Here is a 23058-nt window from a genome sequence, read left to right on the forward strand (position 1 = left end):
GCGCTCGACTTGCCAGTTCAACGGTCTGATGCGGGTGCTCCGAAAGTTCGCTTCGGTTCATCTGGTTTGACCGGCAGCGCATTGGGCCCGTCAGTGACTTTGGGTGCCGGCGGCCTCAGCAGGTTGCGCAGGAACAGCGGTGCCAATCCGGATAGAGGGTTGACCGACACTTTCGGTTGTCGCAGCGGCCCGGTCAGAGTATAGTTGAATCCAATGATGCCCTCGCCCTTCTTGGTAAAGACACTTCCAATCGCATTGACCAGATAGATCGGAGAGATTGCGCCGCGCAGGTTCAGCAATCCGTTAACCGTGTCGATGGTGCCGTCAAAAGACAGGCCCATCGAAGGCCCGACCGCACTACCGCTGAGAACTTTGACCTGCGTTGGCGTGATACGCATCCGGCTATCGATGGTTCCGAAAAAGATGCCCTGCCCGGCCATTTCATCCAGCAGACCCACAAGGCTGATGGCATTCAGCAGCGCGGCCATCGCCGGTGCGTCCTTGATGCGCGTGTCCGTGATTTTCAGGTTTACATCGTAGTTACCGGGGCCCGCGACCGGTTCCAGTTGCAGGTTCATCGATCCGCCGCGCGCCTGCGTGATCATTCCGGCAGATCGCAGAACCGCACCCGCATCACCCGAGGTCAGCGTTACCGCACTGCGGCCTGCGCGCGGCGAGACCTGCCCGCGCACCGCGGCACCGCCGTTCACCTTGGCGGTGAAGGCACCGTTAACGCCTCTGGTGGTCTGAAACGCGCCTTTGAACCCGGTCAGGGCAATGGTCTCGGTGACTTGCAGGCGATCCAGCGTCACATCCAGACGCGGACCGGGCCCGGACGCTCCGCCACCGCTACTACCGAAATTCGCGCGCCCAAGGTTCATTACGCCGCCCAACACACGGATATCCGGCACAGAACCGCCGCTATTGACCAGTTCGGCTGGCACCGCCAACCAATTGCCCAGATCGAACGAGCTGAACCGAACCCGGTCAAAATCCCCGTTGCGGAACGAGATCGAGGCAGTGGTACGCAACCCGGCAGCGTCCAGCTTAAGCTCATCCACACGCAGGTTGCTGCCCAGCGTCGCCGCGACGGTCATCGAGCCGGTCGAGCCCGCCCCCTTGCGCCAGCCCAGTTCGGGAATGGACAGAGCGACACCCGCCAGGTTGGATGACGCCGTCAGTTTCGGCGGTGTACCGGCACCGATGCCCAACGTGATATCGGCTGTGCCCTGTCCGGTCAGCATCCCCTGCGGCAGACCGGCCTTCAACTCGGTCATCAGGCGGGGGGACAGTTCGATCTGCCCAGTCAGTTCGCTGCGCTGTGGTTCGGTGCCTCCGATGGGCTGACGCCAGGTGGCCCGTAACGGAACATCGCCAAACAGCCCGTTGCCCGAAACCTCAACCCCGGTCTGGTCACCCTGAAGGTCAAGCCGGGCGGCGCTGACCGAAAATCCAGGCACCAACCTGTCGCTTTTCACGTCGTCAATCTCGCCCAGAAAGTGGAACTCGGTCTCTTCGAACTTCAGGCCTTTCTTCATCGGCAAAGACAGAGTGCCGGCCAGGCTCACCTCACCCGCCGCCAGATCGACAGGCAGGTTCGCCTTGGTCAGCAGCTCAAGCGGTGGCCGATCCAGCAGCGACATTGCCGCCGTAACACTGCCTTTGGCGGTGATCCGGGTGATCGACGGAGACACTCCTTTGATACTCGTGTCAGGGATAATGAACGAGGTGCCGGTGGCATCAATGGAACCACCCTGATCCGCAATAACGACCCCGGATTCTGCCGTAGCCGTGAACCGGTTGTTGATCAGACTGGCCTGCCCCTGCGCATTAACAAGCGGCGGCAAGGTCTTGGCAAATCGTATCTTTGCCTTATCGAACCCGAAATCCAGATAGATATCCGGCTTGTTTCCGGGCAGCAGCCGCAAGGCAAAATCAACGTCCGAGAACTGCCCCTCATAGAGGTTGTCCGCCACCCATATCCGCGGCTTCGGCGCCAGACGGTCTGGCCAGTAGTCCAGCAACTGATCCGCATTCATGTGGTCCAGATGCGCATCCACCTGCACCGCCCAGCCTTCCGGTTCGCCGGTCAACTTGCCCGAGCCCAGCAGTTGATAATTGGCGTCCTGGACCATGATCTGTCCCAGTCGCAACTCGAACGGGGCCAATTTCATCTGCATGTCCAGCTCGGCCCGCGCTAATTTCAACGATTCAGGGAACAGGTTGGCCGGGTTGATGTTGATGCTGCTGAAGCTCAGCTGCGAGGTCAGGCTTTCCAGCGCACCGTTTTCGATTCCGTTCAAAAAGGCCTTACCCTCACCCTGAAACGCTCCCCAGGCCGAGACCACCGACACTTCGTTGAAATCCAATTCCTGACGGCTGGGGGTGTAGGTGAAATAGGTGCTGGCGGATTCAAACGGGATCGGGCGCGTTTCCTGTGTCGGCTGCACCGCACCCGCCCCGAGGTTCAATGTTGCAAATACTGGCCCCAGCGCCGAGTTGCTGTCGACACTACCGCGTAAAGCACCCGAGATTGGCGCCTTTAGTACTTGCAGCCAGGACAGTGCAAGGGTCTGCCCGGCAAGGTCCTCGGCGGGCAGATCCGTGATCGCGACGCCGAACCGTGCCTCAGGCGTGCCCAGAACGCTGGTATAGTTCGCCTCAATCGAGCTGGCATAGTCGCGCCCGGTCAGAACCGAGAATCCGGTGGCCAGATGCATTTCGTCCCCGCTGCGGGTGGCCGTGATGTGGCCGCCGTCAAATACCCAGGCGCGGCCCAATCGCAGATCCTTGTAATCAAGCGTCAGGGAGTCCAATTCGACCGAACGCAGCCCCGACAGGATCGGTGAAAGGAACACATCATCCGATTGCTCGATCAGTTGCGCCAGATCCGGTGCCTCCTGCACCGGGGCACTTCCCGACCCGACGGTCAGCGATAAGGCACCGTCCAGCCCCCGGGTCAAATCGAATTGCGCCCCCCGTACGCTGATACGGCGCGGGCGAATCTGCCCACGCAGCAAACCGCGCATGGACAGGCGGGTGCGCAAATCCGAAACCCGCGCAATCTGCTGCCCGGCGGCATCGCTGATGGTAACATCCGTCAATTTCAGACGAGGCCGCCAGTCTTCGTTGACGATGAAGCTGGCATCACCAAAGCTGAATTTCAGCCCGCCCAGGCTTTGCTCCAGCCTTTGTTCGACCTTGTGGCGCACCCATTCTGGCGCGTGCAGGTTCTGACCGAATAGAAAAAACCAGCCCGCAAACACCAGCAAGCCAATCGACAGGCACGTCCAGATGGAAAAATGCGCGGCAATACGACGCTTCGAGCGGCGCCGCCGGGGTTTCCCGGGCTGCGTCGCACTTTTGTCTTCGTGCTGCACCAATTTTTTATCCACGCCTTCCAACCCGCTTGCGCCGCCCTATGATCTCGGGCAGCCCTTAAAAAACTTTAGCGGAGTTTCCAATGCCCGACGTTTCAGACATCGCCCCTGATTTCACTTTGCCCCGCGACGGAGGCGGCGAGGTCACCTTGTCGGCCCTACGCGGTGGCACAGTGGTTCTGTTCTTCTATCCTCGTGATGATACGCCGGGCTGCACCAAGGAATCCATCGGTTTCTCGGAACAACTTCAAGCCTTTGCCGATGCCGGTGCTCAAGTTTTCGGCATCTCGCGCGATAGCGTCGCCAAGCACGACAAGTTTGTTGCCAAGCACAGCCTGACCACGCCGCTTTTGTCGGATGAAGGCTCCTCGGTCTGCGAGGATTACGGCGTGTGGGTTGAAAAGAACATGTACGGGCGCAAGTCGATGGGGATCGAACGTTCGACCTTTATCATCGACGCCGAGGGCAAGATCGCCCGCGTCTGGCGCAAGGTCAAAGTGCCCGGTCACGTGGACGAGGTGCTGGAGGCCGTGCGCGCCCTGTGACCCCTCTCGACCACGGTCGCCATCCGGTCTAAGACCCGCGCACCTGACCAAGCGGAGATACCCGGTGTCGAAAACACTGACCCAGATGGCGACCGAAGTTCTGACCACGGCGGACGGGCGGGAAAAGACCGCCCTGTCCAAACGCCATGCGTCGGCGTGGTTCGCATCCCGCAAAGGGGAAGCGCCCGCGATGGAGATCGGCACCGCGTCGCCCCCGTTGCAACCGGCGCGACCGGATCGGCCCGAATTGCTGTCTCCACGCGAGGTTCCGAAACGCAAACCTGGAACCGAGGCGGGGCGCATCGCCCTGCTGCATGCGGTCGCGCATATCGAGTTGAACGCGGTTGACCTGCATTGGGACATCATCGCTCGCTTTGGTCACATACCGATGCCCATCGGCTTTTACGATGACTGGGTCAAATGCGCCGAGGAGGAGTCGCGCCATTTCGAGATGGTCTGTGATTGTCTGGAAAGCATGGGCAGCCACTACGGCGCCCTGCCCGCCCATGCTGGCATGTGGCGCGCCGCCGAAGATACGGCCGAGGATCTGATGGGGCGCCTGGCCGTGGTTCCCATGGTGCTCGAGGCACGCGGTCTGGACGTCACCCCCGGCATGATCGACATCTTCCGCAAGGCCAAGGACGAAAAGGCAATCGCGGCGCTCGAGGTCATCTATGCCGAAGAGGTCGGCCATGTGGCCTATGGCTCGAAATGGTTCCATTTCCTGTGTGGGCGCGAAAATGCCGACCCCAAGGATGTGTTTCACCAACTGGTGCGGCGCTACTTCCACGGGGTGTTGAAGCCTCCGTTCAACGAGGAAAAACGCGCCGAGGCCGGGCTGCCGCCCGACTTCTACTGGCCGCTGACGGAAGACCTGCCGCCGCCCGGATCCGCGCATTAAACGCGCTCAACTTGACGTTATCGGCAATTTCCCGCCGAGAATTGGCGGGAATATGGGGCATTCTTGTGTGAACTGGTTAACAAACTTGCCCAAAGCACGCGCCCGCTCTATGCAATGCGCCCAAGGGACGGACATCACTCACAACCGGTCCCGATCTTGGGGATGAGAGGTGAAGACGCGTGCGAACACGTCTGGCAATCAAACTACACTCACTGCTCGAGCGGCATTTCCCGGAACGCCGGGTTTTCCTGAAATCTGACAACGACACGCGGTTCATCCGGCTCAGTTCGGAAACGCAGGTCGCGGCTGTCGCCGGTGTTGCGGTGATCGTCGGCTGGACGGCCGTTGCCACGGCGATTCTGCTGATGGACAGCATCGGGTCGGGCAACTTCCGCGAACAGGCCAAACGGGATCAGGCAACCTATCAGGAACGTCTGAACATCCTGTCCACCGAACGCGACGCCCGCGCTCAAGAGGCTCTGGCCGCACAGGACCGGTTCAACGCGGCGCTGAAACAGATTTCCGCGATGCAGTCGGAACTGCTGGCCTCGGAAAACCGCCGTCGCGAGCTTGAGACCGGGATCGAGGTGATCCAGACCACCCTGCGCGCCACTATGAAACAGCGCGAAGAGGCCCGTACCGAACTGGCCGACGTACAGGTCGAGGCCGGTGACGGCGACATGTACGTGACCGCTCTGGCCTCGCCAGAACAGATGAACTTTATGACCGAGGCGCTGGCCCGCACCGCGCAGGAGCGCGACCAGATTGCGGCAGATGCCAAGGACGCACTGGACCAGCGCGACGAGCTTGAGCTGGAAATCCAGCTGATGCAGGAACGCAGCGACGAGATCTTCCGCCAGTTGGAAGAGGCGATGGTGATCTCAGTCGAGCCACTGGACAAGATGTTCCGCCAGGCCGGTATGCCCACCGACCGTATTATTGAAGAGGTCCGCCGCGGTTACAGCGGTATGGGCGGACCCCTGACCCCCATCTCATTCAGCACGCGCGGCGAGGACCTGACCCCCGACGAGATCCGCGCAAATGTTTTGCTGCAGCAGATGGATCAGCTGAACCTGTACCGCCTTGCCGCCGAAAAAGCGCCGTTCGCCAATCCGGTGAATTCCGTGGTGCGGTTTACCAGTGGTTTCGGCACGCGCCGGGACCCGAAAACCGGCGGGCGGCGCATGCATAACGGCGTCGATTTTGCTGGTGCTCAGGGCACGGATATCTTCGCCACCGCAGATGGCGTAGTCACCCATGCAGGCTGGCAATCCGGTTTCGGGCGGCTGGTTAAGATCCGCCACGCCTTTGGAATTGAGACACTTTACGCCCATAACACCAAGATCCGCGTCAAGGTTGGTCAAAGGGTCTCGCGCGGGGATCATATTGCTGATATGGGTAGCACCGGACGGTCTACCGGCACGCATTTACACTATGAAGTCCGCGTAAACGGAAAACCTGTAAACCCAATGACTTACATCAAGGCTGCGAGAAATGTTTTCTAAGAGCAAAATCAACGAACCCGCATCCAACGCTCCTGAGACGGCAAAGCCTGCCGCTCCGGCGACCCCTGCGGCCCCTGCACCGGCAGAAAACAAGGCCAGCACTGCGCCCAAGCCCAAGCCTCCGGCATCGGTTCTGTCCTCGGATCTGCACATCACGGGTAACCTGAAGACCACCGGCGACATTCAGGTCGAAGGTACGGTCGAAGGCGACATCCGCGCGCATCTGCTGACCATTGGCGAAACCGCCACCATCAAAGGCGAAGTCACCGCCGATGACGTCGTAATCAACGGCCGCATCGTGGGCCGCGTGCGCGGTCTGAAAGTGCGCCTGACCTCGACCGCGCGTGTCGAAGGCGACATCATCCACAAGACCATCGCCATCGAAAGCGGCGCGCATTTCGAAGGTTCGGTGCAGCGTCAGGACGATCCGCTGAACCCGGGCCGCAGCGCCAAGGCCGGCGCCAACCCGGCGGCAGAGGTCAAGCAGTAACGCTGACCTGGTATCCGAATACATAAACGCCGCGGGTCACCCTGCGGCGTTTTTCTTTTGCTCTTGCCGATGAGGCCGGTCGGTATAGGGTTCTGACATGCTGGTCTTTTTCTCAATCCTCCTGCTGATCGCGGGCTTTTTTCTGTACCGCCACTGGTCCAAGTCGCAGGCGCGGCAAGAGTTGCTGGCCACCCCTCTGACCGACCACCAACGCAATGTCATCGAACAGCAGGTGCCACTGACCCGCCGCCTGCCCCCTGATCTGCGGGCCAAACTGGACGGCAAGGTGAACCTGTTTCTGAACCAGGTACAATTCTACGGCTGCGACGGGCTGGAGGTCACCGAAGAAATGGAGCTTGCCATCGCCGCGCAGGCCAGTCTGCTGCTGGTGAATAGTGACCTCTGGTATGATCACCTGACAACGATCCTGATCTATCCCAATGCCTTCAAGTCGCGCCAACGCAGGCAGGAGGGCTATGTCTTCAGCGAGAAGGAAATCGTGCGTACCGGGGAAAGCTGGGATCGTGGGCCGGTGATCCTGTCGTGGCGACACAGCAAGGCAGGGGCGATGAATGACCGGGACGGTCAGAACGTCGTGCTGCACGAGTTTGCGCATCAGGTCGACGACCTGTCAGGCGGTACCAACGGCGTTCCGATCCTCAGCGACGGGCAGAGCTTTGCCGAATGGGAACGCGTCTTTCTGACCGCCTATGACGCCCATGTGCGCGCTGTGGAACACGGTCAGCACACAGTCATTGACCCCTATGGAGCGACCGGCCACGAAGAGTTCTTTGCCGTCTCAGTCGAGGTTTTCTTTGAACAGCCACGGCAACTGAAAGCCGCCGTTCCCGACGTGTACGAACAGTTGTCGAAACTGTTTCGGCTGGACCCGGCCAGTTGGGGGTAACCCCCAGTCAAAACCGACGATTCATTTCTGAACAGGGCTTTTGAAATTTCCCCGTTTCCCACCGTTTCACAAAACGTGATTTTTGAATTAACCTTAAATCAGTGTTTTCAGGAGGGATTTTCATGTCATCAAAACTCATGGCCGAGTTTTTCGGCACGTTCTGGCTGGTGTTGGGTGGCTGCGGCAGCGCTGTATTGGCGGCAGGCGTTGCAGATGTTGGCATCGGCTGGCTGGGTGTTTCCTTTGCCTTCGGCCTGACGGTTCTGACCATGGCTTATGCGGTCGGCCATATTTCGGGCGGTCATTTCAACCCGGCGGTCAGCCTTGGCCTGATGATGGGCGGCAGGTTCCCGGCAAAGGAGCTGATCCCCTATTGGATCGCGCAGGTGATCGGCGCAATTGCCGCCGCAGCCGTCCTGTATCTGATCGTCAGCGGCGCGCCGGGGTTCGAAGGTGTCGGCGGGTTTGCCTCGAACGGGTACGGCGAAGCGTCACCCGAGGGCTATTCGATGATGTCCGCATTGGTGATCGAGATCGTGATGACCGCCTTTTTCATCATCGTCATCCTTGGTGCAACGTCCAACTTTGCGCCCGACGGGTTCGCCCCGATCGCCATTGGCCTGTGCCTGACGCTAATCCACCTAATCTCGATTCCGGTGACTAACACGTCGGTCAACCCGGCGCGGTCGACTGGCGTAGCGCTGTTTGCTGATGCGCCGGCCCTGTCGCAGCTTTGGCTGTTCTGGGTCGCCCCGCTGATCGGTGCCGCTATCGGAGCTCTGATCTGGCAGGCGATGGGCGACGACTGAGCGTGAAAAAGCCCCGAAGCGGAATGCGTCGGGGCTTTTTGTATTATTCGGTGACGGTGACTTTTTTCATCACGTCCGGTTGACCGATAACGGCGCCGTTCGGGCCGTCACCGCGCTTGATCGCATCAACCACATCCATGCCGTCGGTCACCTGACCAACAACCGTGTACTGGCCGTTCAGGAACGGGCCCGGTTCAAACATGATGAAGAACTGCGAGTTCGCGCTGTCCGGGTCCTGCGCCCGCGCCATACCGACAACGCCACGGTCATAATTGTAATCCGAGAACTCGGCAGGCAGGTTAGGACGATCAGACCCACCGGTACCAGCGCGGCGCATGTCACCACCGATCCGGCCATATTCAACGTCGCCGGTCTGTGCCATGAACCCGTCGATCACGCGGTGGAACACCACGCCGTCATACTTACCCTCAGCGGCCAGAGCGCTGATCTGCTCGACATGCTTGGGGGCGAGGTCCTCGAACAGGTCGACGGTGACGGTGCCATTGGCGCCCTCGCCTTCGATCTCGATCTGAAGCCCGGTGGCCAGCGCAGGGCTGGCCAGCAAGGCAAAGGCTGCGGCCAGCTTATACATCTGCCGCCACCTTGACACTGATCATGCGATCCGGGTTCGCAGGCGGCTCGCCACGAACGATGGTGTCCACATGCTCCATGCCGTCGATGACGCGGCCATAAACGGTGTATTGGCCGTTCAGGAAGTGGTTGTCCTTGAAGTTGATGAAGAATTGCGAGTTGGCCGAGTTCGGGTTCTGCGAACGTGCCGCACCCAGGGTGCCCCGGTCATGCGGCAGCTTGGAAAACTCAGCTGGAACGTTCGGCAGCGACGAGCCACCGGTGCCCGCCATACGCAGGTTGAACCCGTCTTCCATGTCGCCATGCTGTACGTCGCCGGTCTGCGCCATGAACCCGTCGATCACACGGTGGAAGGCCACGTTGTCATACTCACCACCACGCGCCAGTTCTTTCATCCGGGCGCTGTGCTGAGGCGCTACGTCTGGCAGCAGTTCGATAACGACATTGCCGTCTTTCAGCTCGATGATGATGGTGTTTTCGGGATCCTTGATCTCGGCCATGAGGCCCTCCTGTCGTTTAACTTGCGCAAATACCTATGATGCGAGCGCGCGAATGCCAAGTGACGCATTGACCTGAGGGCAAAATGCAGGAAAAGAACCGCCTAAATCTGTTTCACATTTCCGAGGATTGCACGATGGGCTGGAAAACTCTCGACGACATGGACCTGAACGGCAAACGCGTGCTGGTGCGCGTCGATATCAACGTTCCGGTGGTGGATGGGGTCGTGACTGACGCAACCCGCATTCAGCGCATCGTGCCGACGGTCCGTGATATTCTGGCCGCGGGTGGCAAGCCCATCCTGCTGGCGCATTTCGGACGTCCGGGTGGTGAACGTCGCGAAAACCTGTCGCTCAAGCAACTTGCCCCCACGCTGGAAGACGCCTTTGGCTCCACGGTCCTGTTCGCCGCCGATTGCGTCGGCACAGAGGCTGAGCTGGCCGCCGAGGCCCTTCAACCCGGTCAGGTTCTGCTGCTTGAAAACACCCGTTTCCACGCGGCCGAAACCAAGAACGACGCTGATCTGGCCGCAGGCATGGCCAAACTGGGCGAGGTTTATTGCAACGACGCGTTCTCGGCCGCTCACCGTGCCCACAGCTCGACCGAGGCCATCGCCCGCCTGCTTCCCTCATGCGCCGGTCGCCTTATGCAGGCCGAGCTTGAGGCGCTGGAGGGTGCCTTGGGCGCGCCCAAGCGCCCTGTGACTGCGGTGGTTGGTGGCGCGAAGGTATCGACCAAGCTGGAACTGCTGGGTAACCTGATCGCCAAGGTGGACTATCTGGTGATTGGCGGCGGCATGGCGAACACTTTCCTTGTCGCTCAGGGCCTGAACGTGGGCAAATCGCTGGCAGAAACCGCAATGAAAGACACTGCAGCTGAAATTCTGGCAAAAGCCGAAAGCACGGGCTGCACCATCGTTCTACCCACCGACATCGTTGTTTCGGACAAGTTCGAAGCCAACGCCCCGCATCAGGTCCTGCCCGCCGACCAATGCACCGAGGGCGGCATGATCCTGGACGCCGGTCCCGAATGCGTTGCGGCCATCACCGAGATCTTCGCCAAAAGCCAGACCCTGATCTGGAACGGCCCGCTGGGCGCGTTCGAGATCGAACCCTTTGACGCCGCCACCAATGCCGCCGCGCTGAAGGCCGCCGCGCTGACCCGCTCGGGTCAGTTGGTATCGGTCGCGGGTGGTGGCGACACGGTTGCTGCACTGAACGCTTCAGGAGCGGCCAAGGACTTTTCGTACATCTCCACCGCCGGTGGCGCGTTCCTGGAATGGATGGAAGGTAAGACCCTGCCCGGCGTTGCTGCGCTGGAAGGCTAGACCGCGCAATTTGGTCGCGTGTCGGAACTCGTGGTAAACTCTCCTCTTTAAGGTGGAGATTTTGCCATGAGAGTTTTTGCCTGCCTGATCATTGCCCTGTTTCCCCTGCCCGCCATTGCCCAATCCAGTTGCAGCGGGCAGACCCAGTTAGATGCGAATTTCTGCGCCAAGGAGAAATGGGAAATCGCCGACCGTGAGCTCAACCGGCTTTGGAAAGAGATCAAACCGGTAGCGGACGCACGGGGAGACGGGCAAACCCTGCTGAACGAACAGCGCGCGTGGCTGAAAAGCCGCGATGCCACTTGTGAACCCGAGTTGAAAAGCGATGGTAGCGCAGCGCCGATGTTCTACTGGGCCTGCATGGAAGAGCAGACCCTGACCCGCAATCGAGCGCTGGACGCATGGCGCTGAGAACGCGCGTCCAACAATTTTAGAAAATTGCGAATCAGGGGATTCACAACCCGAATCGCCTGTGACATAGTGCGATCAGATGCTCGCAAAGGGCACGTTATTGAGGCAGTTCATACGGCGGTAAACAGAGTGTCCCGTTCCCATCGGCCCGGTTTGGGCGCAGTCGTTTTCTTCATGGTGGCATTTATGCTGGGTGTCTATTTCACCTTTGCCGCCGTGCAAGGCGACTACGGCCTGTTCAGACGGGTCGAGATTGCGGCGGAACGGGACGCCCTGTCGCGCGATTTGGCCAAGCTCGAGGCTGAGATCGCCGAGATGGAAAACCTGACCCGTCGCTTGTCGGACACCTATCTGGATCTCGACCTGCTGGATCAACAGACGCGTTCGGTTCTGGGCATGATCCGTTCGGACGAGATTGTAATTCGATAGAATAATCGGTTTTGACGCCAGGCGGATTCGGCCGCCTTAATGCGCTCTTTCGTGTTGATGTCGGCAATCCCGTCTCTTTAAGGTACGGTGAACCACACCGACACGCACCACCGCCATTGAGAACAATCAGCAAATGATACTCGACCAAAACACTGCCGACTTTCTATGGCGCACCCACAAAATCCGTTTTTTCCCAAAGCTTCGAACCCCTCTTCGAATTCGTGGAGGAGACGCCCGGTTCGAACCTTTCAGCCAACACCCGCTTGCAAAGTTCATGCCCCTTGGCGCGTACAGCTACAGCCTGAGTTACCTGGACCATATAGAGTCCACAGGGCGGTATTGCTCGATCGGTAAGAATGTTCAGATCATGGGGGATGCTCACCCGACGGATTGGATTTCTTCCAGCCCGGCGTTCTATCGCGCGCGCCGGGCAAGGCAGTATGAAAGCAATCGCACAATCTACCCTGATTTTTCGTCCATTGGCGAAAAGATTGTCATCGACCATGATGTGTGGATCGGGGACGGCGCGCTGTTGGCGCATGGCGTCAGGCTGGGAACCGGGTGCATCGTCGGCGCCCGCGCCATCGTAACCCGCGATGTCCCGCCCTACGCAATCGTCGCAGGCACCCCAGCATCCATCATCCGATACAGGTTCCCTGCACAAACAATCGAAAGGCTGTTGGCTTCGGAATGGTGGGAATGGCCATTTTCAACCTGGAACGACGTCGACCCCCGCTCGGTTGACGCGTTTATGGATCACCATCAGAAAGTCCAAGAGTCCACCGAACGACTGAAGCTTGAGCGAGTTTCAGCCAACGAGGCTCTCGCGCTGGTTTAACGATCTTCCTCTTGGGCCGCGTGGAAAACCGCTGTTTCAGGACCTGATTTCCCTTCTGCCCCACCGTCAATAACGCTGCGTCACATTTCCCCTCGCCAGAAAGGTGAAAATGCTTTATGAGATAGTTTAACGCTAAACTATCTGTCCGGAAGGGGGAGATCGCCACGATGGCTGCGCGAAAAACCACAAAGAAACCAAATGTTTCTGCGGAAGAGCTTAAAACCTACTACCGCGAAATGCTTCTGATCCGCCGATTCGAGGAAAAGGCGGGCCAGCTGTACGGCATGGGTCTGATCGGTGGTTTCTGCCACCTTTACATCGGGCAGGAAGCCGTTGTTGTGGGCCTCGAGGCCGCAGCCAAAGAAGGCGACAAACGCATCACCTCATACCGCGACCACGGCCACATGCTGGCCTGCGGGATGGAGCCAGGTGGCGTGATGGCCGAACTGACCGGACGCATCGGCGGTCTGTCCAAAGGTAAGGGCGGCTCGATGCACATGTTCTCGAAAGAGAAACATTTCTACGGCGGCCACGGCATCGTCGGCGCACAGGTCCCGCTAGGCGCCGGTCTGGCCTTTGCAGACAAGTACAAGGAAAACGGCGGCGTGACTTTCACCTATTTCGGTGACGGCGCGGCGAACCAGGGTCAGGTCTACGAAACCTTCAACATGGCCGCCCTTTGGGATCTGCCGGTGGTTTTCGTGATCGAGAACAACCAATACGCCATGGGCACCGCTCAGGCGCGCTCGACCTCGACCAAGGACATCTACCACCGCGGTGAAGCCTTCGGCATCCCCGGCGAGATCGTCAACGGCATGGACGTGCTGGCAGTCAAGGAAGCTGGCGAGAAAGCCGTCGCCCACTGCCGCGCGGGCAAAGGCCCCTACATTCTGGAAATCAAGACCTACCGCTATCGCGGCCACTCGATGTCCGACCCGGCCAAGTACCGCACCCGCGAAGAGGTTCAGAAGGTCCGCGAACAAAGCGACCCGATCGAACATGTGCGCGAGCTGCTGCTGGCTGGCAAACACGCCACCGAGGATGACCTGAAGGCGATCGACAAAGAGATCAAGGAGATCGTCAACCAGGCCGCCGAATTCTCGAAAGAAAGCCCCGAGCCTTCAGTCGAAGAGCTCTGGACCGACATTTACGCCTGAGAGGACGATTAAGACATGGCAACCGAAATTCTCATGCCCGCCCTTTCGCCCACGATGGAAGAGGGCACGCTGGCCAAATGGCTGGTCAAGGAAGGCGACACCGTATCGTCGGGCGACATTCTGGCCGAGATTGAAACCGACAAGGCGACGATGGAGTTCGAAGCCGTCGATGAAGGCATCGTCGGCAAGATCCTGATCGCCGAGGGCACCGAAGGGGTCAAGGTCAACACCCCCATCGCCGTTCTGGTCGAAGAAGGCGAAGACGCCTCCGCCCTGCCCGCGGCTGCCCCCGCAGTCGCAGCGGTGACCGAAGCCGCCCCTGCGGCGGTTGAGGCCGCCGCTCCTGCCACAGCCCCGGCTGCCCCGGTCGTTGATCACTCACCCGATTGGCCCGCAGACGCGCCAATGGCGCAACAGACTGTCCGCGAAGCCTTGCGCGATGCAATGGCCGAGGAAATGCGCGGTGACGAAGACGTCTTCCTGATGGGTGAAGAAGTCGCCGAATATCAGGGCGCCTACAAGGTTTCCCAAGGCCTGCTGGATGAATTCGGCGGCAAGCGCGTGATCGATACCCCGATCACCGAGCACGGCTTTGCTGGCATCGCGGTTGGCTCGGCCTTTGGTGGACTGAAACCGATCGTCGAGTTCATGACCTTCAACTTCGCCATGCAGGCGATTGATCAGATCATCAACTCTGCCGCAAAAACGCTCTATATGTCCGGCGGTCAGATGGGCTGTCCGATCGTGTTCCGTGGTCCCAACGGTGCAGCGGCCCGCGTGGCCGCGCAGCACTCGCAGGACTACGCCGCATGGTACATGCAGGTGCCCGGCCTGAAAGTGGTGATGCCCTATTCGGCGGCCGACGCCAAAGGCCTGTTGAAGTCGGCCATCCGCGACCCCAACCCGGTGGTATTCCTGGAAAACGAAATCCTCTACGGCCGCTCCTTCGACGTACCGCAAGTGGATGACCTGACCATTCCACTGGGCAAGGCCCGCATCTGGCGCGAAGGCACGGACGTGACCATCGTTAGCTTCGGCATTGGCATGCAGTTCGCGCTGGAAGCCGCCGACAAGCTGGCCGAGGAAGGCATCAGCGCCGAGGTGATCGACCTGCGCACCATCCGCCCGATGGACACCGGCGCAATCATCAACTCGGTGATGAAAACCAACCGTCTGGTCACCGTCGAAGAAGGCTGGCCGCAAGGCTCGGTCGGCAGCTACATCTCGTCCGTGGTGATGCAGGAGGCGTTCGACTACCTCGACGCGCCGGTCATCAACTGCACCGGCAAGGATGTTCCGATGCCCTACGCCGCGAACCTCGAAAAGCTGGCGCTGATCACCACCGATGAGGTGATCGCCGCCGTGAAACAAGTGACCTACCGGTAAGGAGCGACAGACAGATGCCCACCGAAATTCTGATGCCCGCCCTTTCGCCGACAATGGAGGAAGGCACGCTCGCCAAATGGCTGGTCAAGGAAGGCGACACCGTCTCCTCCGGTGACCTGCTGGCCGAGATCGAAACCGACAAGGCCACGATGGAATTCGAAGCCGTTGACGAAGGCACCATCGGCAAAATCCTGATCCCCGAAGGCACCGAAGGGGTCAAGGTCAACACCGCCATCGCGGTTCTGCTGGAAGATGGCGAAAGCGCCGATGATATATCGGCGGCACCTGCTGCAGCTCCTGCGGCTGCCCCCGCAGCCGCCGCGGGCAACGAGGTCGCCGCGCCAGCGGCGTCCGAGGCGCCCGCCCCTGCCCCGGCTGCTCCGGTCAAGGCGGATGGCGGTCGTATCTTTGCCTCGCCTCTAGCTCGCAGGATTGCCGCGCAAAAAGGTCTCGATCTGGCGCAGATCACCGGCACCGGGCCCCATGGTCGTATCGTCAAAGCGGATGTCGAAAGCGCCTCGGCAGCTCCAGCAGCGGCCGCTCCGACCCCCGCAGCGGCAGCAGCCCCAGCCGCAGCACCGGCTGGTCCGTCGGCAGACGCAGTGGCCCGCATGTACGAGGGTCGCGAGTACGAGGAAATCAAGCTCGACGGAATGCGCAAAACAATTGCCGCACGCCTCAGCGAAGCCAAGCAGACCATCCCGCATTTCTACCTTCGCCGCGACATCAAGCTGGACGCACTGCTGAAATTCCGTGGCCAGCTGAACAAGCAGCTGGAAGGTCGCGGCGTAAAGCTCAGCGTCAACGATTTCATCATCAAGGCCGTCGCCAACGCTCTGCAACAGGTTCCAGCCTGTAACGCCGTTTGGGCCGGTGATCGCGTTCTGCAACTGAAACCGTCAGACGTGGCGGTCGCGGTAGCGATTGAAGGCGGCCTGTTCACGCCGGTTCTGCAGGATGCTGACATGAAGTCTCTGTCCGCACTGTCGACCGAGATGAAAGATCTGGCCTCCCGCGCCCGCGAGCGCAAGCTGGCGCCGCATGAATATCAGGGCGGCACGTTTGCGATCTCGAACCTCGGCATGTTCGGCATCGACAATTTCGACGCCATCGTGAACCCGCCTCACGCCGGTATTCTGGCCGTGGGCTCCGGCGTCAAAAAGCCGGTTGTCGGCGAGGACGGAGAACTGACCGTGGCTACCGTGATGTCGGTCACCATGTCGGTCGATCACCGGGTAATCGACGGTGCACTGGGAGCCGAGCTGCTGCAGGCCATTGTCGACAATCTGGAAAACCCGATGGTCATGCTGGCCTGATCCACCCCAAAAACAAATAAAGCCGCCTCAGACCCGAGGCGGCTTTTTTCGTTCATTAGTACCGGTTTATTTGTCTTTGCCCAGCATGTGATCCATCGAGATCGACGGCTGATCACACCCGGCCTCGCCCACGATCTTGGCGGGAATGCCGGCAACGGTCGTGCAGGCCGGAACCTCTTGCAGCACCACCGAACCTGCGGCGATGCGGCTGCAATGGCCCACCTCGATATTGCCCAGAACCTTGGCCCCGGCCCCGATCAGGACGCCGTCACCAATCGTGGGATGACGCTGTTCTTCTTCTTTACCGGTTCCGCCAAGGGTCACCGAATGCAGCATCGAGACATTATCGCCCACCACAGCCGTTTCACCGATTACGATGGAATGAGCGTGGTCGATCATGATGCCCTTGCCGATACGGGCAGCGGGGTGAATATCAATCCCGAAAATCTCGGACGAGCGCATCTGGAAGAAATACGCCAGATCATGGCGACCTTTATTCCACAGCCAATGCGCCACACGATAGGCCTGCATCGCCTGATACCCTTTGAAGTACAGGATCGGCTGCAACAGACGGTGGCACGCCGGGTCGCGTTCATAGACGGCCATCAGGTCCGCACGCGCGGCTTCGATCAGCGACGGGTCATCCGCATAGGCCTCATCCACGATTTCGCGCAGAACCATCATCGACATTTCGTTTGAACACAGCTTGGCCGAGATCCGATACGACAAGGCCCGTTCAAGGCTGCGGTGGTGCAGGACACAAGCATGCACCAGACCACCCATCAGTGGTTCGCTCTCGACCGCTGCCTGAGCTTCGGTGGTGATACGGGTCCAGACCGGGTCAACCGGCCTCACGTGACTGCGCTTTTCCAACATGGTTTTTGATCCTTTGCTGCGCCTAGAATGCCATTTAGTTGTAAAATCACCAAACGCAAACCCGTGATCTGCAGGGTAACGAAAATGAATGACACCGAACTGGCAGGCTTTACCGCAAGGATTCAGGCACGATTGGCCGAGATTGCAGATCATTCGGCCTCGGAAAAAGATGCGCAGGCCATAGTCGAGTTGGATCAGCAGGCCGTTGGGCGCCTCAGCAGGATGGATGCTTTGCAGAATCAGGCCATGGCCAAGGCGCAGCAAGCCAATCGAGATATCGAGACGCGGCGCTTGCAGGCCGCGCTGATCCGCATTGAGGAAGGACAGTTTGGGTATTGCGAGGATTGTGGCGACGAGATCCCCAAAAACCGGCTGAGCCTCGACCTCGCCGCCACCAAATGCGTCAGCTGTGCGTCCGGGTGATCTGAAACCGGATCAGATGGCGCAGAACCATCTCAAAACACTGGCAATATTGCGGGTCGTCAAAATCCGGTTCATCCGCCAGCCGCCTGTTGCGTACCGCTGCCATCAATGATCCATTGCCGAACAAGGGATGAAGCCGCCCGGTCTGGCCGACATGTCTGTCGGCCAGATCCGCTTCGTGGATCATACGGGTGCAGAGGCGGTTGCGGTCCACCGGCGACGCGGCCAGCAAGGCCCGCGCCGCAGCGCTGACATCTCCGTGCAAAACAGGGCGCATGTCGCGGCCTACCCGACTGTCAGGCTGGTATGCAGGCCTGGCCCGTAGCTGGCTGAAACCTGGGCCACCCGAACCTCATAGGCCCCGCTGACCCCATCCTCCGCTTGTGCCGCGACCGAGTAGAACCAGTTGGGTTCGCTCGCAATCTGTTCCCGCACCAGCGTGCCATTGACGCGAATTTGAACAAGGTAGGATTCACTTTCCTCCGCCAGCGGCACGTCCAACCCGGCCCAGTCGTCCCCGTCCAGCCGGGTGCGGCGTATCCATGACATCTGGTCGCCTGCAGCTGAGGTAACCGCCCGGAGATGCACCGGCGCATAAGGGCGCAAACCGTTACCATCGAAGGCTTCGACAAATTGGGTAAAGGACGGGTCGTCGTACCCTCGCGTTGCTGGCCCGATGCGATAGTGTTTTGACACCCGCCGTTCGGAACGCAACAGGCTGGTCTGATAGACCCGCTGATCCAGCAACACGAACATCGGTCCTTCGGGCCACACATCAGGCATTGCCGCGTCTGTTCCCAACTGGCCGCGCAACCGCCCGGACAAAGTATAGATGCCAGTCTCCCGCAAGGTGGCGTCTGCGAACTGAAAAACCTCCCAGTTGCCCGGCGTCCCGTCGCCGATTGCCGCCAGATTGGCGCTATTCAGCAAGGCGCCACGTGGGCGCGATTCCAGCAATCCGTCGATCAAGTTGACCCGCAGCGGCGCGCCCTCATCCCACACACCCGCACTGGCCCGCCTAAGCGGCATTTCAGTGAAGCCAATGATAGCCTGCCCAGAAAGAACCTCTTGCAATGCGTAATCCTGGTCGCTGGCAGCCGAATAGACGGCAACGCTACCGGGCCAAGGGTTTGCCGAAGCGGCAAGATACGGGGCGTGTGGTGCTTCTGAACCGGTGATCAGCGGCAAATCCATAAATACCGGCAAGACGGGAACTGGCGCGACAAAGGGCTTTGCGGTCACTTCATCATCGGGCAGATCGGACGGCGCATAGACGCCGGGTTCGATCCGCACCGCCTCGGCCAATTGCAGATCGGCTTGTTCCAAACGGTCGATCCGGTATCGCGCACCCTGTCCATCTTTGGTCAGAGTGACGACGTCGCCCGCTCCCAAATGCAGCATCGACGGCGGCAACGCAAACCGGGCTGTCTCGCGCGAAACCCGCGCTTCGCTCAGCCAGCGCTCGGCGGTCTGGCGACCTTCGGCGCGCGTCATCGACAGGGGCACCTCGTTCACCGACACCGAATGTGTACGTGTATCCGGCAGGATGGCCTCTTCCGAGACCACGTCATGATCGGCGTCCGATTGCACAAACCGCAACCGAACGCGACCCGTCATTTCGGTCTCAGCCTCCCGGCGATACTCGACGCGGCCTTGGATATCAGCGCTGTCGGCGAGCAGATCGGTGTCCAGTTCAATCGGCCTGCGGCCATCGCGCATCTGGAACAGCAGAACTCCATCCCGTTCGATCGCATCAAAGCCGTAACGCAGCATCAGAGGCTGCAGCGCCGCACGCGCGCTGGTTACGTCCTCAATCGCGTATCCCCGCACCACGCCATACAGGCGCGATACATCGATATGCGTTACCCCGGCCCCGTGGCAGATTTCCGTGACAACTGATGCCAGCGTGCGCGTTCCTGACCGCCCGTTTAGCCAGTGACCACGCGGATAGTTCACACCATCGCTCCACTGGCTACGGAGGTTAGGAAAGGTGGGAAAGGGGCGCGCGTCCCAGGCCCAGACATACGCGTTCGCCATATCTACCATCGGGCCGCCATATTCGTCCGAAACCGGGTTGATCGCAGGATCGGACCAATAACCCAGCATCGCCTTCAGGTACTGAACCTGCATGAAATCGTCGCGCAAGCCGTTGGAATATTTAGGCAGGCTGGATTCCGAGGATTTGGGATCAAGAAACTTGTTCGGCTGGTTGGTTCCTTTGTCGATCGCCGCGCAGCCAAGTTCAGTGAACCAGATCGGCTTTGACGCGGGCACCCAATCCGTCGGGTTCGTTTCCCGAACGCCTCCGATGCGCTCGTGGTGCCGGTTTGACCACCAGTTGCGCAGGTCCTTGTAGCGCCAGATCCACGGCTCACCGTGATCCTCATCCGTGATTGGCGCCCGGATCTGGGCTTCGGCCTCCTCCGGTGAGGCATAGTACCAGTCATAGCCCTCGCCGCCTTCGATATTGCCGCGAAGGTAGTCGAGGTCGTAGATCGCATCCGCCCCGTCTTGGACGTCCAGATGGTCCACCCCATCGCGCCAGTCGGACAGCGGCATGTAGTTGTCGACACCAACAAAATCGATGTTGTCATCGGCCCACAGCGAATCGAGATGGAAATACCGGTCCCCTGATCCATCATTGGGTTGATAGCCGAAATACTCGCTCCAATCCGCGGCATAGCCGATCTTAGTTTCTGGCCCTAAAATCTCGCGCGCTTCAGCGGCCAACGCCCGCAATTGTGCCACGGCCGGGAAACCGGACGCGCCACGAATTTGCGTCAAGCCACGCATCTCGGATGAGATACAGAAAGAGTCCACCCCTCCGGCAGCTTTGCACAGGGCCGCGTAGTGCAGAATGAAACGCCGCAAGCCCCATTCCTGCGGTCCGGTATAAGACACCACACCGTCACCGACGACAAAATCGCTGGCCTGCGCGTAACCAAAGAATGCGGCTACCTGCGCATCTGCGGCGGCAGTTTGATCCGGAGACCCGGCGCGTCCCGGAGCCTTGCTCAGCGTGATCCGACCACGCCACGGCAGATGCGGCTGATTGCCGGCGTCTGACCATGGGTCAGGCAGGCCGTTGCCTTCAAGCTGATCCATCAGAATAAACGGATAGAACATGACACGATTGCCCGAGCCCTTGAGGTGACGGATCGCCTGCACCACAGAATCATCAGCGGGTGTCGCGCCATAGACCGGCAAACCATCCTTGTGTCGAACCTGCTGGGCCGTATTGCGATACACACCGGCCACATGCCACGGCATATTCTCGCCCTCGATGTCCTTGTGCAGAACCTTCGGCTGCAGTTGGCAGGTTCCACATCGCAGATCATCGCCAAACCAAGACACGATCAACGAGGCCGCATCGCAGGACCTCAGCTCTGCTTGCAGAGATCGGGTCGCGGTTACCAAATCCGGCACCCCCGAGGGAGAATTGACATTTGCGGCCCAGCTTTGCCCCACCCCTTTGGTGTAATTGATCTGTTCGCTCGCCAAAGCGTATTCGCCAGTGCCCGGCATGAGTGCAACACCGCGGATCGTTCTGGACAAGGCTTCCGGCTTATCCGGTAAACCCGGCTGTTCCTGACGCACAACTTCAAAGGAAAATTGCGGTACGCGGTTTCCGAATTGCGCCAGTTGCAGGTTCTCGATCACCACATAGGCCGTGCCGCGATAAGCCGGAACATTGCCCGCGCCCTCAATGGCCTCGATCAAGGGATCGGGCAATTGGAATTGATCACCGGGATACGCCCGCATGTGCAGGCTTGTGCGCTCAAGCTCTTCTCCGTCGGCCCAAATACGCGGCACATCCGAAATCTGACCGGAGCCCACTGCGATGGCCAGAGAAATCGAGTAACTATAGCTGTGCGTAGTCGTTGTGGCCTCGGGCGCTTTGGGAGAGCCCTTGCCTCCACCGCCACCGGATTGCGTAGTTGTGCTGGTGCTTTTGGTTTCCAGAAAGTTCGACGCCCAGATAACCTGACCGCCCACGCGTATACGTCCGAAAACCGTGGCGACGGGAACACCTTCTCCGGTCTGTGTCAGACGAAACAGTCCAGACGTCCGGCTTCGACAACTTCGCTGCCGCCCCCCAAGACCGATTGGCTCATCAACCTCTGATCGATGACGCGGCCCAGCGTTGCCCCCACGGCGCGGCCGATCACAGCCGTTGAAAGCCCTGCAACGGTGCCACCAATCGCGCCGCCAATCGCGGCCCCTGCTGCGGACAAAACTATTGTAGCCATTCACTTATCCTCCAGCGGGAATTCAAAACAGGCGACCACCCGGCGGCGCCAGGGGTCGCTCAGCGTGTTTTCGACTACGCCGTATCCGGAGTAGGCGTGAATGAACCGCGGCACGGCCCCCGTGGCGCTGACGATGCCGACATGCTTGGCCACGCGCCCATCACGCATCCGGAACAACAGAACATCACCCGCTGCCGGTTCGTCGGGGCTCTTTTCGGTCAGATGGCGGCGGGCAGCGGCCCACATGCGTTCCTCTCCCTGAGGTTCGGACCAATCCATGCTGTAGGTGGGTACGGCCTCGGGCTCACGTCCAAGCCGCGCGCGCCACACACCCCGCAGCAAGCCCAGACAATCGGTGCCTACACCCTTATCCAATGGCTTGAACCCTTCGACCATCGACCGCACCCATTCCGACCCCGCGCGCGTCTTACCGGCACCGCGCCCGCCCATGATCACCCAGGACCGCCAATCGCCCTCGGGCGGCAGCTGGTGCGGCAGCGCCCAGAACTCGAACAGGAAAGGGAGGGCGCACAGCCCTCCCTCCCCGATCTCACTCAGAAATCTGTCCCGAACCGCAGCATCGGCGGAGGCGAGCCAACCTGCACCCGATTTCAAATCGAGCGCGCTCAAGGTCGAGCGCATACCCACCTTGGGCAATTCCGGCTTGTCTGTGATGTTGTTCGACAAAGCTTGTCTCCACTTTCTGACAACCTCGGATCAGCCCCTCTAACTGCCCAAGTTGTTTGGCCGTACCAGCCAGGTCTGCATCCTCCCCGGTTCCGATTTGCCTGCGCAGTTCTTCCGCTGCTTGGCGCAAACCGCAAATGGATGTCTCAAGCGACTGCAATAGTTCCGCCGTCTGGGACATCCGCTCTTCCGGGGTAATCAAAGTCATGTTTGCCTGTGACCTCATGCGTGAGTTTTTCCGCACGAGAGAAACGAAAAACGGCCACCGGGTTTCCCCGGGGCCGTTGCCCTCTTCTTCTAGCATGACACAACTTATACGAGAATAAGCCCGC

Annotated in this window: 20 protein-coding genes and 1 pseudogene; 14 read left to right on the plus strand and 7 right to left on the minus strand. The window is 60.1% G+C overall.

What is annotated here, in order from left to right; all coding sequences use genetic code 11:
- Window positions 1-17: 17 nt before the first annotated feature.
- A complete protein-coding gene (locus tag GOX63_RS04375) occupies window positions 18-3395 on the minus strand; it encodes a YhdP family protein (protein WP_367646692.1) in 3378 nt (1125 codons plus the stop codon).
- Between the two features lie 68 nt (window positions 3396-3463).
- Here GOX63_RS04375 and GOX63_RS04380 point away from each other — a divergent pair, with 68 nt between their 5' ends.
- The 6 genes from GOX63_RS04380 (at window position 3464) to aqpZ (ending at window position 8537) form a co-directional block, all read left to right on the plus strand.
- A complete protein-coding gene (locus GOX63_RS04380; protein ID WP_170325267.1) occupies window positions 3464-3925 on the plus strand; it encodes a peroxiredoxin in 462 nt (153 codons plus the stop codon).
- An 85-nt stretch (window positions 3926-4010) separates the two neighbouring features.
- On the plus strand, window positions 4011-4826 hold the full coding sequence (locus GOX63_RS04385) for a ferritin-like domain-containing protein (RefSeq protein ID WP_170325543.1): 816 nt from the start codon (window positions 4011-4013) through the stop codon (window positions 4824-4826).
- A 179-nt stretch (window positions 4827-5005) separates the two neighbouring features.
- Window positions 5006-6331, plus strand: a complete 1326-nt coding sequence (locus GOX63_RS04390) for a DUF5930 domain-containing protein (RefSeq protein WP_170325268.1) — start codon at window positions 5006-5008, stop codon at window positions 6329-6331.
- The gene (locus GOX63_RS04395; protein ID WP_170325269.1) at window positions 6321-6821 is read left to right on the plus strand and encodes a bactofilin family protein; all 501 of its coding nucleotides are present in this window, start codon (window positions 6321-6323) and stop codon (window positions 6819-6821) included. The genes GOX63_RS04390 and GOX63_RS04395 overlap by 11 nt, the downstream gene beginning before the upstream one ends.
- 97 nt (window positions 6822-6918) lie before the next feature.
- On the plus strand, window positions 6919-7728 hold the full coding sequence (locus GOX63_RS04400) for a zinc-dependent peptidase (RefSeq protein WP_170325270.1): 810 nt from the start codon (window positions 6919-6921) through the stop codon (window positions 7726-7728).
- A gap of 122 nt (window positions 7729-7850) precedes the next feature.
- Window positions 7851-8537 carry an aquaporin Z gene (gene aqpZ, locus GOX63_RS04405; protein WP_170325271.1) on the plus strand — a complete coding sequence of 229 codons (687 nt, stop codon included), beginning with the start codon at window positions 7851-7853 and terminating at the stop codon, window positions 8535-8537.
- 43 nt (window positions 8538-8580) lie between these two features.
- On the opposite strand, the gene GOX63_RS04410 is transcribed toward aqpZ, so the two are convergent.
- Both GOX63_RS04410 and GOX63_RS04415 read right to left on the minus strand, forming a co-directional pair.
- Window positions 8581-9129: a peptidylprolyl isomerase gene (locus GOX63_RS04410; RefSeq protein WP_170325272.1), complete on the minus strand. Its 549-nt coding sequence runs from the start codon at window positions 9127-9129 to the stop codon at window positions 8581-8583.
- A complete protein-coding gene (locus tag GOX63_RS04415; RefSeq protein WP_170325273.1) occupies window positions 9122-9628 on the minus strand; it encodes a peptidylprolyl isomerase in 507 nt (168 codons plus the stop codon). The genes GOX63_RS04410 and GOX63_RS04415 overlap by 8 nt, the downstream gene beginning before the upstream one ends.
- A 134-nt stretch (window positions 9629-9762) precedes the next feature.
- Here GOX63_RS04415 and GOX63_RS04420 point away from each other — a divergent pair, with 134 nt between their 5' ends.
- The 7 genes from GOX63_RS04420 (at window position 9763) to GOX63_RS04450 (ending at window position 16490) form a co-directional block, all read left to right on the plus strand.
- The gene (locus tag GOX63_RS04420; protein WP_170325544.1) at window positions 9763-10953 is read left to right on the plus strand and encodes a phosphoglycerate kinase; all 1191 of its coding nucleotides are present in this window, start codon (window positions 9763-9765) and stop codon (window positions 10951-10953) included.
- A gap of 66 nt (window positions 10954-11019) precedes the next feature.
- The gene (locus GOX63_RS04425) at window positions 11020-11364 is read left to right on the plus strand and encodes a lysozyme inhibitor LprI family protein (protein WP_170544871.1); all 345 of its coding nucleotides are present in this window, start codon (window positions 11020-11022) and stop codon (window positions 11362-11364) included.
- A gap of 129 nt (window positions 11365-11493) precedes the next feature.
- Complete coding sequence (locus GOX63_RS04430; protein ID WP_170325275.1) at window positions 11494-11793, plus strand: FtsB family cell division protein; 300 nt, start codon at window positions 11494-11496, stop codon at window positions 11791-11793.
- Between the two features lie 274 nt (window positions 11794-12067).
- The gene (locus GOX63_RS04435; protein ID WP_170325276.1) at window positions 12068-12631 is read left to right on the plus strand and encodes a CatB-related O-acetyltransferase; all 564 of its coding nucleotides are present in this window, start codon (window positions 12068-12070) and stop codon (window positions 12629-12631) included.
- Between the two features lie 167 nt (window positions 12632-12798).
- Window positions 12799-13788: a pyruvate dehydrogenase (acetyl-transferring) E1 component subunit alpha gene (gene pdhA, locus GOX63_RS04440; protein ID WP_170325277.1), complete on the plus strand. Its 990-nt coding sequence runs from the start codon at window positions 12799-12801 to the stop codon at window positions 13786-13788.
- A gap of 15 nt (window positions 13789-13803) precedes the next feature.
- A complete protein-coding gene (locus tag GOX63_RS04445) occupies window positions 13804-15174 on the plus strand; it encodes a pyruvate dehydrogenase complex E1 component subunit beta (protein WP_170325278.1) in 1371 nt (456 codons plus the stop codon).
- A gap of 14 nt (window positions 15175-15188) precedes the next feature.
- Window positions 15189-16490, plus strand: coding sequence for a pyruvate dehydrogenase complex dihydrolipoamide acetyltransferase (locus GOX63_RS04450; RefSeq protein ID WP_170544874.1), 1302 nt, complete (start codon window positions 15189-15191; stop codon window positions 16488-16490).
- A gap of 66 nt (window positions 16491-16556) precedes the next feature.
- Here GOX63_RS04450 and cysE read toward each other — a convergent pair whose 3' ends face one another.
- Entirely contained in the window at window positions 16557-17366 is an 810-nt protein-coding gene (gene cysE, locus GOX63_RS04455) for a serine O-acetyltransferase (protein WP_170325280.1), read from the minus strand.
- Between the two features lie 84 nt (window positions 17367-17450).
- On the opposite strand from cysE, the gene GOX63_RS04460 reads away from it, so the two are divergent.
- On the plus strand, window positions 17451-17789 hold the full coding sequence (locus GOX63_RS04460; RefSeq protein WP_170544877.1) for a TraR/DksA family transcriptional regulator: 339 nt from the start codon (window positions 17451-17453) through the stop codon (window positions 17787-17789).
- Here the strand turns inward: GOX63_RS04460 and GOX63_RS04465 are convergent.
- From GOX63_RS04465 to GOX63_RS23635, 3 genes and pseudogenes are all read right to left on the minus strand, one after another.
- Complete coding sequence (locus GOX63_RS04465) at window positions 17770-18066, minus strand: DUF7742 family protein (protein WP_170544880.1); 297 nt, start codon at window positions 18064-18066, stop codon at window positions 17770-17772. The two genes, GOX63_RS04460 and GOX63_RS04465, sit on opposite strands and share 20 nt — an antisense overlap.
- Before the next feature lie 8 nt (window positions 18067-18074).
- A pseudogene (locus GOX63_RS04470) lies at window positions 18075-22039 on the minus strand (baseplate multidomain protein megatron).
- A complete protein-coding gene (locus GOX63_RS23635) occupies window positions 22040-22435 on the minus strand; it encodes an NlpC/P60 family protein (RefSeq protein WP_174826719.1) in 396 nt (131 codons plus the stop codon).
- Between the last annotated feature and the right edge of the window lie 623 nt (window positions 22436-23058).

Source organism: Ruegeria arenilitoris (assembly GCF_013031355.1).
GTDB classification, from domain to species: Bacteria; Pseudomonadota; Alphaproteobacteria; order Rhodobacterales; family Rhodobacteraceae; genus Ruegeria; species Ruegeria arenilitoris_C.

Excerpts from the sequence above, each read along its gene's own strand:
- pdhA (WP_170325277.1), top strand. The coding sequence starts at position 12,799 with ATGGCTGCGCGAAAAACCACAAAGAAACCAAATGTTTCTGCGGAAGAG.
- GOX63_RS04450 (WP_170544874.1), top strand. The coding sequence starts at position 15,189 with ATGCCCACCGAAATTCTGATGCCCGCCCTTTCGCCGACAATGGAGGAA.
- GOX63_RS04400 (WP_170325270.1), top strand. The coding sequence starts at position 6,919 with ATGCTGGTCTTTTTCTCAATCCTCCTGCTGATCGCGGGCTTTTTTCTG.
- GOX63_RS04460 (WP_170544877.1), top strand. The coding sequence starts at position 17,451 with ATGAATGACACCGAACTGGCAGGCTTTACCGCAAGGATTCAGGCACGA.
- GOX63_RS04385 (WP_170325543.1), top strand. The coding sequence starts at position 4,011 with ATGGCGACCGAAGTTCTGACCACGGCGGACGGGCGGGAAAAGACCGCC.
- GOX63_RS04380 (WP_170325267.1), top strand. The coding sequence starts at position 3,464 with ATGCCCGACGTTTCAGACATCGCCCCTGATTTCACTTTGCCCCGCGAC.
- GOX63_RS23635 (WP_174826719.1), bottom strand. The coding sequence starts at position 22,435 with ATGGTCGAAGGGTTCAAGCCATTGGATAAGGGTGTAGGCACCGATTGT.
- cysE (WP_170325280.1), bottom strand. The coding sequence starts at position 17,366 with ATGTTGGAAAAGCGCAGTCACGTGAGGCCGGTTGACCCGGTCTGGACC.
- GOX63_RS04445 (WP_170325278.1), top strand. The coding sequence starts at position 13,804 with ATGGCAACCGAAATTCTCATGCCCGCCCTTTCGCCCACGATGGAAGAG.
- GOX63_RS04425 (WP_170544871.1), top strand. The coding sequence starts at position 11,020 with ATGAGAGTTTTTGCCTGCCTGATCATTGCCCTGTTTCCCCTGCCCGCC.
- GOX63_RS04415 (WP_170325273.1), bottom strand. The coding sequence starts at position 9,628 with ATGGCCGAGATCAAGGATCCCGAAAACACCATCATCATCGAGCTGAAA.
- GOX63_RS04395 (WP_170325269.1), top strand. The coding sequence starts at position 6,321 with ATGTTTTCTAAGAGCAAAATCAACGAACCCGCATCCAACGCTCCTGAG.
- GOX63_RS04465 (WP_170544880.1), bottom strand. The coding sequence starts at position 18,066 with ATGCGCCCTGTTTTGCACGGAGATGTCAGCGCTGCGGCGCGGGCCTTG.
- GOX63_RS04420 (WP_170325544.1), top strand. The coding sequence starts at position 9,763 with ATGGGCTGGAAAACTCTCGACGACATGGACCTGAACGGCAAACGCGTG.
- GOX63_RS04410 (WP_170325272.1), bottom strand. The coding sequence starts at position 9,129 with ATGTATAAGCTGGCCGCAGCCTTTGCCTTGCTGGCCAGCCCTGCGCTG.
- aqpZ (WP_170325271.1), top strand. The coding sequence starts at position 7,851 with ATGTCATCAAAACTCATGGCCGAGTTTTTCGGCACGTTCTGGCTGGTG.
- GOX63_RS04435 (WP_170325276.1), top strand. The coding sequence starts at position 12,068 with ATGCCCCTTGGCGCGTACAGCTACAGCCTGAGTTACCTGGACCATATA.